Origin of the sequence: Gephyromycinifex aptenodytis (genome assembly GCF_012277275.1) — a bacterium.
In the GTDB taxonomy this organism is placed as follows: Bacteria; Actinomycetota; Actinomycetes; order Actinomycetales; family Dermatophilaceae; genus Gephyromycinifex; species Gephyromycinifex aptenodytis.
On sequence record NZ_CP051155.1, the window covers coordinates 995,675 to 1,008,537 of the forward strand.

Here is a 12,863-nt window from a genome sequence, read left to right on the forward strand (position 1 = left end):
CTTGTGTACCTTCACGACGGTTGTCGGTGGCAGCCCGTAGGGTTGCCCGCGTGAGCTCGACCACCGGCGACATCGCTTGGGCAGCAAGGCGCTTGCTGACCCAGCTACAGGACTGCGCCCCGGATACCGGCGATGTGCAGACCCAGGCCTGCCTGGACGAGGCGCTATCGGCGATCGAGGAATTCTGCACCGAGTTGCTCCGGGACGAGTCGTGAGCGGCGCCGATCCGGCGTCCTGCTCCGCGCTGGCCGCGCTGCTGCACCGCGAGGCCCGCGCACTGCGAACTGTCGCAGGCACCCGCCTGGACCCTCAGCTGCGTGCAATCGAGGAGCTGGCCGCGCAGTTGCAAAGTTTCGCGGCCGACATGGCCGCCGTCGGACCCGCTCTACACGGCGGCCGCGACGATGCCCGGGAATCAGTCTCCCGCGACGCCGCACTGATGCGCGCGCGCACCCTACGGGGAAGAGCGCACGCCCAGCTTCGGTCACAGGCACGGCAAACCAGGCTCGTCTTGCGCGATGCACGCGGGTAGCCCGGCTACCGTACAGACATGACGCTTCACGCCTCCATCGACTATGCAGCTGGTATCGGCGAGGTTTTCGCCATGCTGACCGACCCTGATTTCCAGCGGCTCAAGATTGAAGCGACCGGAGCCTTGAACCACCACGTCGAGATCTCCCACACCGAACAGGGATGGCAGGTGGTGGGCCGTCGCACGATGCCGACCGACGACGCTCCAGACGCCGCCCGCAAGATGCTCGGCGAGACGGTGCTCGTCACTCAGACCGAGGTCTGGTCCGATGCCAGCGATGACAGCGGCGCCCGCGAAGGCACGCTGAACGTGAAGATCGAGGGCGTCCCACTGACCGTGACCGGTCGGATGCGACTCGAGGGTGACGACTCGCGCACCACCGAGGTGATCGACGCGGAACTCTCCAGCCGGGTTCCACTGCTGGGGGCCAAGATCGTCGACGCGGCGAAACCTCTGCTGCTCTCGGCGATCAGGGCCGAACGTCGCTGCGGCGAGGTCTGGCTGCGCGAGCACTGAAGCTGCACCGGCTCTGCCCATCGCGACTAACCCCGCCAGAAGGCGAGCCGTTCTCAGGGATGTGCCGCCTCTGCAGCGACCCTGCGTGCTTCGGCCAGCTCGCTGACGTCGAACCAGAGCAACTCTTCATTGGCCGGCGCCCCGGGTTCAGGTACGTGCACCGCCACGACGCGCCCGCGCGGAACGATCGCGCTGATCGCCTCATCCTCGATCTCGTCTGCGCCAGCCGCGGCGCGATCCACGGCGGCGATTTCGGCCGGGGTGACGTCTGCGGCGACGACCACGGCGACTTCCTCGCGCTGGCGCAGGTAATCCTCTGCGGCGAGAAGGGCTTCGTATTCCAGGTCCTCTTCGTCGGCGCGTTCGTCCGCCGCTCGCATGGCATCGGTGACGATGAAACCCGGCGCTTGGAGTTCGCCGTGTTGCAGGAGCCGGTCCAGTCCATCGATTCCGGCGGCGAGGTAGATACGGTGCAGGGCACCTGGGCGAGGGGTCATGTTCGGTCTCCGGAACGGTTCAGCGTGGAGGCGAGCAGTTCCTCGAGTGCTTCGAGAAGGCTGTCGCCGAGGATGTCGAGATCGCCCATGGAAGCACGGTCGCCGTTGAGCCCGATGTAGATCTCGCCGTCGTAGCTGGTCAGGCCAATTGCGAGGGACTGTCCGAGAGCCAATGGCATCACCGGGTAGGTGGCCACCATCTTCGCCCCGCCCACATACAGCGGATGTTGGGGTCCAGGCACATTCGTGATGACCAGATTGAACAACCGGCGTGATACCGCATTGCCCAGCCGTGCCCCGAGGTGGTGCAGCGTCGCCGGGGCGAACCCAGCCAACCCCGCGATGGTCTCGGCGCCCACTGCGCGGTTACCGCTGGTCTGACGGCGCGTTTGGTAGGCGATGCGTTCCAAACGGAGCCTGCCGTTGGGTTCGCCGACCGGCAGGTCCACGAAACAGGCAGCCACCCGGTTGGCGGATCCGGCAGGCTCGCTGCCCTCGGAGATGCTGACCGGCACCATCGCCCGCACCGTGGTGGCCGAATGAACGGGCTCGCCACGCGACTGCAGCCAGGTCCGCAGACCGCCGGCGATAACCGCGAGCGCGACGTCGTTGACAGAGACATCCACCGGTCGCCCGCCGCTGCCGAGCGCCTCGCGCACTTCGCGGTAGTCGGCCAGGTCGGTGCGGATCATTCGGAATCGGCGGGGCGCCCCGACCCTGGTGTTCAAGGCGCTGGTGGGCGCCGGGCTGGCCGCGGTGCGCGCCACCTGGGTGACCACCCCACCGGCGCTGCGCAAGGTGCGTCCGGCGACCCCTGCGATGTCGTCCAGGCTGCCTCGGATCTGCTCCAGGAGCGACAGCGGACGACGCGCGAAGCCCAGCAACACTTCCGCTACGAGCTCAACATCGTTGGGTTCGCGCCGCGGTGCCCACTGGGTGGGTTCGATGGGTTCGATGTCCGGTTTGTCGTCCAGCAGGAGGTGACCGATATCGACTGCGGTGACCCCGTCGACCAGCGCTTGATGGGTCTTTGTTACCAGCGCGCAGCGCGAGCCCTGTAGCCCTTCGACGAGGTAGATCTCCCACAGCGGGTGCTGACGATCCAGGGGGCGGCTCTGGATCCGTGCCACGAACTCGGCCAGTTGTTCATCGGTGCCGGGGCGCGGCAGCGCGGAACGCCGTACGTGATAGGTCAGGTCGAAAGCCGCATCATCGACCCACACGGGGCCGGAGATGTGAGCGGGCAACTCACGCACCCGCTGGCGATAGCGGGAGTGCTCACCGATCCGCTGGGAGACCAGAGCCACCAGCCGGTCGTAGTCGAACCCGGTCGCTGGCACGTCGAGAATCATCACCGAGCCGACATGCATGGCGGTAGTCGGCTCCTCAAGATAGAGAAAGGACGCATCCAGGGGGCTCAGACGATCGGTCACCCCGTCATCGTCACATAACCCGGCCCTGGTGGCTCGCGATCCAGGTCACCCCTTCGGGGACGAGCCCACGGCGAGCGTAAGGTCTCATGGATTGCTCGGGCGGTCTCATCGATGGCTGCCGCGAACGCCGACTCCGGTGAGGTCTGCACCACCGGGCGTCGCAGCGAAAACGCCAGATCTAGCCCCGCCTGGGCATCGGGGATCCTCGCCACCAACGGCAACTGGGCATCGGGCACCATTTCGCGGGTGGCGGCCCGGTCCCGGTTGAGCACCAGCAGACGTCGTCGCGGTAGGCGCAAGCACTCCAGGTCGAGCAGTCCATCGCTGAGCCGGGCGAGCCCGAGCGGGTCCGGTAACCCGACAACCAGGATGAGGTCAGCAGCTTCCAGGGCGGCCGAGGTGACGGCGTCGGCGTTGGGGTAGTCATCCAGCAGCTCCGGCCCCTGCTCGACGTCGGAGCCGCAGTCCACAACCGTCAGATCAGCTTTCTTGCGGCAGGTTGCGAAGATGGCCCGGATTGCGGCGCCGCTGATCTCCCCCGCCCGTCGCTTGTCACTTCGCCCCGTGAGCACGGCTACCCCGGCAGGAACCTGACACAGGTGTGCTTCCAACGAGGCGACGGTGAGCACCCCGCGTTCGGCCTCGCGCGCCGCCGCCGGAAGCCCCGGGGTGTCCTCGGTCAGGCCGAGCAGGCTGGATTGGGCGCCGCCGCGGGGATCGGCGTCGATGAGGATCGTGGAGAAGGCGCCCGCGCTGAACCGCGAGGCCACCTCCAAGGCGATCCGGGAGCGTCCCGGGGAGCCGGTGGGCCCCCAGACCGCGACGACACGGCCGGTTGGGGCGCGCACCGGCCATAACACGTCGAGCAATTCGGCGGCCTGCGAACCGGGAACACCGAACACGTCGGGCCGGAACGGTTTACGCGGAGCGCTCAACGCCTCAGTCCATAGCCGCGAGGGTGCACCCAGAGCCAGGACCGGCGCGATCCCCCACGAAGCTGCGCGTTCTTGGGCCTGCGGGTCATCCCCGTCCAGGACCCCGACGACGTCGAGGCCACCTCGCCGCATCCGCTCCACGCTAGACAGGTCCAGGTGTGGCAATCGCACATCAAGCACAACGAGGGCCCCGTGGTAGGTGGCGGCGACTGCGAGCAGGTCCGCGAGCCCGGTGCAGCGCCGGGCGACGCTATGCCGGCCGTCAGCGCAGATCCCCGCGCTCACCTCCGCAGCCCAGTCCGGTGGAACAGCAAGCAGTACCGGTCGAGGACGTTCAACTGGCATCTCTGCTCCTCCCTGTGGATCCCCCACGATCCGTCATCCACAGCCCGATCTGGTGTGGGAACTGCCTCGGTTAGACTCGCCGCACCGTCGCCAGCGCACTCTAGTTCTTGCCCGAGGCGATGTGGGTATCTCGTCGTCTCAGGAGAAGGTGAACCGCATGGCCCCCAGGTTCCTCCAGCTCGCCGACGTCTGCGAGATCCTCAACATCTCCTCTGCCCAGGCCTACGCGCTGGTCCGTAGCGGCGAACTGCCTGCGATCAAGATCGGCGGGCGAGGCCAGTGGCGAGTGGAGGCCACCGAACTCGAGGAGTTCATTCAACGCAAATATGTGGAGACCCGCGACCTGGTGCGCTCCGGCGGCGACGACATCTTCGAGTGAACGCCCTCGCCCGCTCCGGCGCCGTCGGGAACGGGCGAAGCTTTGCAACCGGGGACCCCACCTCTTGGACAGCTAGCAAACATCAGGGCGAACTGTTCGGGTCCGCCACGCCTGCACCGATCTGTGCCTACCCCCAGCTTGTTCACGCCGCTTCCCGGGACTGCTGCCGGGCTGGTTCCGCTAGGCCGCCCCGGCCGGGCCCGTCTCAGCGACGTCACTGCGCTGTGAGGGCGAGAATCCCCGAGAACGGGATGGTAACCACTGCACCGACCGGTGAGTGCGTGGCGCCTTGCGGGTTGAGTTCGACGAGCTCGACGAAATCCTTGCCGACCCAACCCAATCGGCCCCCTCGACTGGGCCCGCTCACCGGGTGGAGCACCACGCTGCGGCCGCGCTCAGCCAGCTCACGCAACGGGTGGCCCAGCCCCAAGCGATCCGCGAGTCCGAGCGACCCACGCCCGGGGCGCATCCCTTCGACCTGAGCAATCGCCGCAGTCGCCAGCACGATTCGGACCTGCTCGGCAGAAGTGTCGAACTGGCCATCCAGAGCGATCCATCCGTCGCCGAGTTCACGGACCACCCCCTGGCAGCTGCGGCCGCCCCGCAGATACAGCAGTACCGGCTCGGTCTGCGCTGCGAGCCGTTCCGCCAGCGGCACCTGGGACTGCTCGATCCGTAGGCGTTCGCGAACTTCAGCTTCCCGCTCGGCACGGGCCTGCTGCTCCCCTTGTGCTTCGACATCGGCCAAGAGCCGGTCCCACCTCATTGCCCACCCCATCGCTTCCCGTCGGAGTCGTCGGCGTTCACCTCGCGCCGGTGCGGCCTGAGGCCGATCCAACCTCGTGCGGGCCGACCCACACAACCAGCACAAACCACTACTGTCTGTGGATCGTCACCAAACAGCATCAAACGGCGTTACTTTTGCCCCAACGCCATAAGAAACACTCAACTGCCAACGGAGACTCAGATGAGCGTCGCTGCCTTCCAGACCGAGGTCGATACCCAGCCCATCCCCACAACCACCCCACCGCCGATGCTGTCTTTGGTGCCGATCTCGGGGGGCGGCGGTGCGCTCTCGCCAAGCACGCCTGCCGCGCGGCCGTCGATGCGCGTTGCCGGGCCTGCCCGCATCGAGGGCGAGCGCCTCAGTCCTGATTCGCGAGAGCCCACCCGGCCCGGGCAGGAGGGTCTGCGCGCAATGTGCGGCATCGAGGACTTCGGGCCGCGATCCACCTCCACCGCGGACCTGCCGCAGGCCCGGGAATGGTCTGCCCGAATGGGGCTGGCTATCGCCGAAGCCGCCTGCGGGGCCCGCCCCACCCTGCAGGTGATGCGCTGGGTCTCTCCCAGCGTCTACGAATCCCTGGTTCGCCGCTCAGCGCGGGCGGTGCAGCATCGACGCGCCACCCGACGCCCGATGCGGGTGCGCCGGGTGCGCGTCTGCCACCCCTGCGATGGGGTGGCTGAAGCGACGGTGATCATCGAAGATCACCACCGCGTTCGAGCCCTCGCGATTCGCATGCAGGGCATCGACGGCCGGTGGATCATCACCGAATGTCGCCTCGGTTGAACTCAGCGACCCTTCTTGCGCTGCGCGCGCTTGGCGGCGCGGCGCGCCTTGCGGTCACCGGAGGCGCTGTCATCGCTTTCCTGCACCGAACCGTCTTCGGAGGGTGCCGAATAGTGCAGACGCTCGTCGCGGCGCCCGTCCAGGCCTTTAGCGTGAATCGCGGGCGCCTCGCCCTCTTCGCCTTCAGGCGGCAGCTCGCTTTCATCCACCTGCACGTCGACGTTGAAAATGTAGCCGACCGACTCTTCCTTGATGGACTCCATCATGGCCTGGAACATCTGGTAACCCTCGCGGCTGTACTCCACCACCGGGTCTCGCTGGGCCATCGCCCGCAGGCCGATGCCCTCCTGGAGGTAGTCCATTTCGTACAGGTGCTCGCGCCACTTGCGGTCCAGAACCGAGACGACCACCCGTCGCTCCACCTCGCGCATCGTGCGTGATCCCAGCTCGGCTTCGCGCTGGTCGTAGGCGTGCTGGGCGTCGGAGACGAGCTCCTGTTTGAGCGCCTCGGCGGTGACCCCCGCCAGGCCCCCTGCAGACTCGATGAACTCATCCAGCGTCAGACTCGTCGGGTACAGGGTGGAGGCTGCCGCCCACAACGCTGGCAGGTCCCAATCCTCGGAGAAGCCGTCCGCGGTTGCCGCGTCGACATAACCCTCGATGACATCGGTGATGAAGAGCCGGATCTGCTCGCTGAGGTCCTCGCCTTGCAGGACTCGGCGACGTTCGGCGTAGATGACCTTGCGCTGGGTGTTCAGGACATCGTCGTACTTGAGGACGTTCTTGCGGATCTCGAAGTTGCGGCCCTCGACCTGGGTCTGCGCGCTCTGGATGGAGCGGGTGACCAGCTTGGACTCGATCGGGACCGAATCTTCCATCCCCGCCGAGGTCATGAAGCGATCGACCATCTGGGCGTTGAACATCCGCATCAGATCGTCTTCCAGCGACAGGTAGAACCGGGATTCACCCGGGTCGCCCTGACGACCGGAGCGGCCGCGCAACTGGTTGTCGATCCGGCGCGATTCGTGGCGTTCGGTGCCCAGCACATACAGGCCGCCGAGTTCCTTGACCTCGTCGTGCTCGGCCGCCACAGCTCGCTCAGCCTCTTCGAGTGCCGAATCCCACGCAGCCTCATACTCTTCGGGAGTTTCATCCGGGGACAACCCCCGGTTCTTCAAGGCGGCGACGGCGCGGAACTCGGGGTTACCACCGAGCATGATGTCGGTACCACGACCGGCCATGTTGGTGGCCACGGTGACGGCACCCTTACGGCCGGCGTCGGCCACGATCGCCGCTTCACTCTCGTGATGCTTTGCGTTCAGCACGGCGTGGGGAACCCGACGCTGCTTCAGCTGCGCCGACAGGTATTCGCTCTTCTCGACGCTGGTGGTACCGACCAGCACCGGCTGGCCCTTGGCGTGGCGCTCCACGAGGTCTTCCACGACCGCGTTGAACTTGGCCTCTTCGGTGCGATAGACCAGGTCGGGCTGGTCTTTGCGGATCATGGGCTGGTTCGTGCGGATCTGCACAACGCCCATTTTGTAGATCTGGTGTAGTTCAGCGGCTTCGGTCTGGGCCGTTCCGGTCATGCCGGCCAGCTTCTCGTAGAGCCGGAAGTAGTTCTGCAGCGTGATGGTGGCCAGCGTCTGGTTCTCGTTCTGGATCTCCACGCCTTCTTTGGCCTCGATGGCCTGGTGCATGCCTTCGTTGTAGCGTCGCCCGGCGAGCATCCGACCGGTGTGCTCGTCCACGATGAGCACTTCACCGTTCAGGACCACGTAGTCCTTGTCCCGCTTGAACAGTTCCTTGGCCTTGATGGCGTTGTTCAGGTAGCCGATCAGTGGGGTGTTGACGCTCTCGTAGAGGTTGTCGATACCCAGGTAGTCCTCGACCTTTTCGATGCCTGGCTCCAGAACGCCGACGGTCTTCTTCTTCTCATCGACCTCGTAGTCTCCGGTCGACTCGATTCCGCGCAGACGGTCAGCAGGGGTGCCGCGCTCTAACATCATCACGAGTTTGGCGAACTGCATGTACCACTTCGTGGCCTGGTCGGAGGGTCCCGAGATGATGAGCGGGGTGCGGGCCTCGTCGATGAGGATCGAGTCGACCTCATCCACGATTGCGAAGTTGTGGCCCCGCTGAACAAGATCCTCGGTCTTCCACGCCATGTTGTCGCGCAGGTAGTCGAAACCGAACTCGTTGTTCGTGCCGTAGGTGATGTCCTTGGCGTACTCGGCCCGCCGCTGCGCGGGGGTCATCGAAGACAGGATGCAACCGGTCTCGATCCCCAGCATCCGGTGCACACGCCCCATCAGCTCGGACTGGTACTCGGCCAGGTAGTCGTTGACGGTGATGACGTGCACACCCTTGCCGGCGATGGCGTTCAGGTAGCTCGGCAGGGTCGCGACCAGCGTCTTACCTTCACCGGTCTTCATCTCGGCGACGTTGCCCTGGTGCAGTGCCGCGCCACCCATGATCTGCACATCGAAGTGCCGCTTGCCGACCGTGCGCTTAGCGGCCTCTCGGACGGCGGCGAAGGCTTCCGGCAGCAGCGCGTCCAGGGACTCCCCGTCGGCGTGGCGTTGGCGGAAGACATCGGTCTCAGCGCGCAACTCGGCGTCGGTCAGCTTCTCGAAGTCTTCCTCCACCGCGTTCACCTGTGCGGCGATGCCTTCGAGGCGTTTGATGACACGCCCTTCTCCTGCGCGCAGGATTCGATCGACGATCTTCGGCACAGCGGAACTCCTCGCGGATGTGCGCCCGACCCCCATGATCGACCTCGGGCGCGTATTCGGTGGTCTACCAAGGGTAAACGCTGCGGTGCCCGGATCAGGCCACGCCCCGCGGCAGCGGCCGCATGGAGTGTCCGTCAACCGTGGTATCTGCCCTGGTCGCCCCAGATGGTGGGCAGTAGCGCGGTAGCCGAGGGCAACCCGGCCGCGTCGCGGCAGGTAGCCGGTGGTCAAGCCGGGCACCGCTGCCGCGGATGATGTTTGACTTGCGGCGTGACTCTCGACATCCCGCACGCGCCGCGCCTGAGCGACGACGTAGTCCTGTTGCGCGGCCTGGAAGAGGATGACGTCGCGGCGATGGTGGCTCAGTGCACCGACGCGCAAGCCTTGCGGTGGCTGCCCTTGCCACAACCGTACGGGCCAGAGCAGGCCCGCGAATTCATCGCCGCAGCCCGAGCGGGTTGGGCCGATGCGTTCGGCGCCGATGCGGCAGCGGCCGCCCGCTCCCGTCGATGCTGGGCCATTCAGACCGCCGACATGGGCTTCGCAGGCTTCATCAATTACCGGCAGAGCGGCTATGGCAGCGCTGAGGTGGGGTTCGTCGTGCATCCCGCCGCACGCGGACGGGGGCTGGCGGCACGCGCCCTTCGACTTGTCGTGGATTACGCGTTCGATGTCGAAGGTCTGCAGGTGCTGCGCTGGCGCGCCGTCGTCGGCAACTGGGCCTCCCGGCGCGCGGCCTGGTCGTGCGGTTTTCGATTCGAGGCCACAACGCGCGGCTCGCTCGCCCCGCCGCCGTCCGCGCCCGCCGCCGGGCCGTGTGAAGCCTGGGAGGCTTCGCTGCGCGCCGATGAACCACGCGCCCCGCAGACTCCGTGGCTCAACGCGCCTGTCCTGATCAGCCCTGCTGCCCGGTTGCGGCCTTGGCGCGCAGACGATGTCCTGCCTGAGGTCCGCGATGAACTCGCCGAGCGCTTCCTCGGCGACCTGGTACCGACGGCAGCCGAGTTCCCCGCATGGCTGCACGCGCGTCAGGAACGCTCCGCGGCCGGTGAGGGCGTCTTCTGGTGCATCGCCGACCCGTCGAGCGACCGCGTCCTGGGCGCCATCCACGTCTTCCGGCTGAACCAGCCATCCCGGCCCGGCGGCCGGATCGGCTACTGGTTACTGCCTTCGGCCCGAGGTCGCGGGGTGCTGGCTGCAGCCTTGGACGAAGTGGTGCGGTACGCGTTCGCTGCGCCCGAGAACGAAGGCCTGGGGTTGGAGCGCCTCAGCGCCGATGCCGAAACGACGAACTTGCCTTCGCTGGCCGGCCTGCGCCGCGCCGGGTTCCGCCCCATCGGGGTGGCCCGCGGTGCTCTGCTCAGCCACCGCCCAGGTGCAGGCAACGTCGACATGGTCGAGGTCGAACTGCATCAACGGGCTCTCCTGCGAGCGCCAGAGTGGCAGCTGCTGCGCCTGCCCATGCTCGGCGAGGAGGACGTCACGTTGTCAGCCTTCACCGACGAAGATGTGCCGGCCATAGCTGAACTGCTGCGCGAACCTGACGGCTGGCCCGGCGCCCACCCGCACGCGGACGCCCAGGACGCCCAGGACTGGCTCCGGGAGTTGCGGGCCGCCCACGCCGTCGGCGAAATGGTGTGCTGGGCGATCCGGGTGAATCGCACTCCAGTGGGCACTTTGCGAGCCCAGCTGAAGAACGACCAGTCCGAGATCGCGGTATGGGTGCGGGCAGCGGAGCGCAAGAAGGGCGTGGCACGCGCGGCTGTGCGGCTGGGCGCCGAGCACCTGCTGGCTGCGCCGCGCGCCGGTGGTGCGGGCCTGCGGCGACTGAGTGCCATCACCGCTGCCGACAACCGCGCTTCGCAGGCGACGCTGGACGCAGCTGGTTTCCGTCGCTGGGGTTGCGAACCGGCTGTACCGGGCGCTGCGAGCACGGCGAGTGCCGAGAACTGGCACTACTACCGGGACTGATCCGCCACCTGCTCCAACTGCAGGAAGTCGGCAAGCTGGCGCAACTGGTCCGTCAGTCGCTGCTGTGCCTGGCTGTTGTGCGCCCCCGGCTCCCAATGGGTGGCGTTCACCCGCAACACCCCCGCGCCCCGGTCTGCTTTCAGGTCCACCCGGGCCACCAGCGCGCCGTCGCACAGGAAGGGCAGTACGTAGTAGCCGTGCACCCGTTTGGCAGCCGGGACGTAGATCTCCAAGCGGTAGTCGAACCCGAACAGCGCACGCGTGCGATCCCGCTGCCAGATCAGGGAATCGAAAGGGCTGAGCAACGCATCGACATGGGCCGTGCGCGACGGGACGCGCGCATACCGGTGCAGGTAGGCAGGTCGGCGCCAACCCTGCACCGCCACGGTCTGCAACGTTCCCTCTTCGACCAGGCGCTGCAGCGCCGGGCGTGCCTGGGCTGGTGTCAGGCGAGCGTAGTCCCGCAGGCACTGCTCGGTGCCGATCCCCAAGGCCCGGCCGGCCAATTCCATCAGGCCGGTAAAACACTCCTGATCTGGAATCGGGTGAGCCCCGTACGGTCCGCGTTCCAGTACCGAGGTCGGGAGCACGATCTGCGGATCGGCATAGCGGCGGGCGAACGTTCTGGTGCGTCCGGCGCTGGTGAGCCGCCCCGTCCAGAAAAGGTGTTCCAGCGCAGACTTCACCGCGCTCCAGTTCCACCCCCACTGCCCGCTGCGTGCAGGGATGTCGTGGCGCAGGATCGACTCGAGTTCGGCGGCAGTGAGCGGACCGCGTTGCCGCACCTGCTCGGCCACGACCCGCACCAGGTCCGGATAGGCCTGTGCAACCCGACGCATGCTGCCCCATTGGTCTTGAGCCCGGCGCATTCGGAACCCATACAGCGGCCATGTCTGCATCGGAACCAGCGAAGCCTCATGTGCCCAGTACTCGACCGCGTACCGGGCCCGAGAATCGTCGCGCAGTCGGTCCAGGGCTAGCGTGTCGTAGTTGCCTAGACGGGAGAAGAAGGGCAGGTATTGGCTGCGGCAGACGGCGTTGACACTATCGATCTGTACGACCCCGAGCCGATCCAGGACACGGCGTAGGGCCTGAGCCCCGACCCGCCCGCGCGGGCGGTGCCGCGCGCCGAACCCTTGCGCTTCCAGCGCGATGCGGCGCGCCTCAGCGGTGGACAGCGACTGCAGAGACTGCAGCGACAGCGCCCTCACGCCCCGTCCAGCAGCCGTTCCCGTACCGCGTACAGCGCCGCTTCCATCCGCGAGTGCATCTGCAGCTTCTCCAAGATATTGCGCACGTGGTTCTTGACGGTGTTCTCGCTGATGAACAGCCGTTTGGCGATCTCCCGGTTCCCCAGGCCCTGGGCGACCAAACGCAAGACCTCCAGCTCCCGATCGGTCAGGTGCGGGGCGGGCACAGTGCGTTGCTCGGAGGTACTACGCAGGATGGAGGCGAACTCATCCAGCAAGGTCGAGGCCAGTGAGGGGGACAGCAGCGACTGCCCTGCATGCACGGCTCGGATCCCGGCTACCACTTCTTCGGGGGGCACGTCCTTGAGCAGGTAACCCGTCGCGCCGGCCCGGATCGACTCCACCAGGTCCCGCTCATCGTCAGAGGTCGTGATCATGATGACCCGGGTCGTCGGGGACAGGTCGCGGATCTGACGACAGGCGGGGATGCCACCGCCACCGGGCATGCGCACATCCATCAGGACGATGTCCGGGGTGACATCGGCAGCTGCAGCGACCGCATCGGGACCGTTGCCGGCTTCGGCGACGACCCGGATGTCGTCTTCCTGGTTCAGGACCACCTCGAGTCCACGTCGATACAGCACGTGATCATCCACGACCAGGACACGAATGGCGTCATCGGCAGGCGGGGGCAGCGATCCTTGCATGCTCACGTCGTCATGATGGCATGCGCGCGGGGTGGGAGGTTTCGGCCTCCCAC

General features: G+C 66.9%; 12 protein-coding genes. 5 read left to right on the top strand and 7 right to left on the bottom strand.

Going from position 1 to position 12,863, the window contains the following annotated elements:
• Positions 1 to 50 precede the first annotated feature (50 nt).
• Positions 51 to 215, top strand: a complete 165-nt coding sequence (locus G9V96_RS04195; protein ID WP_168581910.1) for a hypothetical protein — start codon at positions 51 to 53, stop codon at positions 213 to 215.
• 335 nt (positions 216 to 550) lie between these two features.
• A complete protein-coding gene (locus G9V96_RS04200; protein ID WP_168581911.1) occupies positions 551 to 1,048 on the top strand; it encodes a DUF2505 domain-containing protein in 498 nt (165 codons plus the stop codon).
• Between the two features lie 53 nt (positions 1,049 to 1,101).
• On the opposite strand, the gene G9V96_RS04205 is transcribed toward G9V96_RS04200, so the two are convergent.
• The 3 genes from G9V96_RS04205 to G9V96_RS04215 are packed head-to-tail and all read right to left on the bottom strand — an operon-like array spanning position 1,102 to position 4,258.
• Positions 1,102 to 1,545 (bottom strand): DUF6912 family protein, encoded by a 444-nt coding sequence (locus G9V96_RS04205; protein ID WP_168581912.1) that lies wholly within the window; start codon positions 1,543 to 1,545, stop codon positions 1,102 to 1,104.
• Entirely contained in the window at positions 1,542 to 2,978 is a 1,437-nt protein-coding gene (locus tag G9V96_RS04210) for a WS/DGAT/MGAT family O-acyltransferase (RefSeq protein WP_168581913.1), read from the bottom strand. Before G9V96_RS04210 ends, G9V96_RS04205 begins: the two co-directional genes overlap by 4 nt.
• Positions 2,975 to 4,258: an AAA family ATPase gene (locus tag G9V96_RS04215; protein ID WP_168581914.1), complete on the bottom strand. Its 1,284-nt coding sequence runs from the start codon at positions 4,256 to 4,258 to the stop codon at positions 2,975 to 2,977. The genes G9V96_RS04210 and G9V96_RS04215 overlap by 4 nt, the downstream gene beginning before the upstream one ends.
• A gap of 157 nt (positions 4,259 to 4,415) precedes the next feature.
• Here G9V96_RS04215 and G9V96_RS04220 point away from each other — a divergent pair, with 157 nt between their 5' ends.
• The gene (locus G9V96_RS04220) at positions 4,416 to 4,637 is read left to right on the top strand and encodes a helix-turn-helix domain-containing protein (RefSeq protein WP_168581915.1); all 222 of its coding nucleotides are present in this window, start codon (positions 4,416 to 4,418) and stop codon (positions 4,635 to 4,637) included.
• A gap of 214 nt (positions 4,638 to 4,851) precedes the next feature.
• On the opposite strand, the gene G9V96_RS04225 is transcribed toward G9V96_RS04220, so the two are convergent.
• Complete coding sequence (locus tag G9V96_RS04225) at positions 4,852 to 5,403, bottom strand: hypothetical protein (RefSeq protein WP_168581916.1); 552 nt, start codon at positions 5,401 to 5,403, stop codon at positions 4,852 to 4,854.
• A 201-nt stretch (positions 5,404 to 5,604) separates the two neighbouring features.
• Here G9V96_RS04225 and G9V96_RS04230 point away from each other — a divergent pair, with 201 nt between their 5' ends.
• On the top strand, positions 5,605 to 6,207 hold the full coding sequence (locus tag G9V96_RS04230; protein WP_168581917.1) for an Rv3235 family protein: 603 nt from the start codon (positions 5,605 to 5,607) through the stop codon (positions 6,205 to 6,207).
• A 2-nt stretch (positions 6,208 to 6,209) separates the two neighbouring features.
• Here the strand turns inward: G9V96_RS04230 and secA are convergent, their stop codons facing one another.
• Positions 6,210 to 8,942 (bottom strand): preprotein translocase subunit SecA, encoded by a 2,733-nt coding sequence (gene secA, locus G9V96_RS04235; RefSeq protein WP_168581918.1) that lies wholly within the window; start codon positions 8,940 to 8,942, stop codon positions 6,210 to 6,212.
• Positions 8,943 to 9,212: 270 nt separating this feature from the next.
• On the opposite strand from secA, the gene G9V96_RS04240 reads away from it, so the two are divergent.
• Complete coding sequence (locus G9V96_RS04240) at positions 9,213 to 10,913, top strand: GNAT family N-acetyltransferase (protein WP_168581919.1); 1,701 nt, start codon at positions 9,213 to 9,215, stop codon at positions 10,911 to 10,913.
• On the opposite strand, the gene G9V96_RS04245 is transcribed toward G9V96_RS04240, so the two are convergent.
• Positions 10,901 to 12,124: a winged helix-turn-helix domain-containing protein gene (locus tag G9V96_RS04245; RefSeq protein ID WP_226913464.1), complete on the bottom strand. Its 1,224-nt coding sequence runs from the start codon at positions 12,122 to 12,124 to the stop codon at positions 10,901 to 10,903. The genes G9V96_RS04240 and G9V96_RS04245 overlap by 13 nt on opposite strands.
• Positions 12,121 to 12,810: a response regulator gene (locus tag G9V96_RS04250; RefSeq protein WP_168583837.1), complete on the bottom strand. Its 690-nt coding sequence runs from the start codon at positions 12,808 to 12,810 to the stop codon at positions 12,121 to 12,123. Before G9V96_RS04250 ends, G9V96_RS04245 begins: the two co-directional genes overlap by 4 nt.
• Between the last annotated feature and the right edge of the window lie 53 nt (positions 12,811 to 12,863).

What these genes read in the sequence shown, in the direction of transcription:
- G9V96_RS04200 (WP_168581911.1), top strand. Translation starts at nt 551, where the DNA reads ATGACGCTTCACGCCTCCATCGACTATGCAGCTGGTATCGGCGAGGTT.
- G9V96_RS04205 (WP_168581912.1), bottom strand. Translation starts at nt 1,545, where the DNA reads ATGACCCCTCGCCCAGGTGCCCTGCACCGTATCTACCTCGCCGCCGGA.
- G9V96_RS04215 (WP_168581914.1), bottom strand. Translation starts at nt 4,258, where the DNA reads ATGCCAGTTGAACGTCCTCGACCGGTACTGCTTGCTGTTCCACCGGAC.
- G9V96_RS04220 (WP_168581915.1), top strand. Translation starts at nt 4,416, where the DNA reads ATGGCCCCCAGGTTCCTCCAGCTCGCCGACGTCTGCGAGATCCTCAAC.
- G9V96_RS04225 (WP_168581916.1), bottom strand. Translation starts at nt 5,403, where the DNA reads ATGAGGTGGGACCGGCTCTTGGCCGATGTCGAAGCACAAGGGGAGCAG.
- G9V96_RS04230 (WP_168581917.1), top strand. Translation starts at nt 5,605, where the DNA reads ATGAGCGTCGCTGCCTTCCAGACCGAGGTCGATACCCAGCCCATCCCC.
- G9V96_RS04250 (WP_168583837.1), bottom strand. Translation starts at nt 12,810, where the DNA reads ATGCAAGGATCGCTGCCCCCGCCTGCCGATGACGCCATTCGTGTCCTG.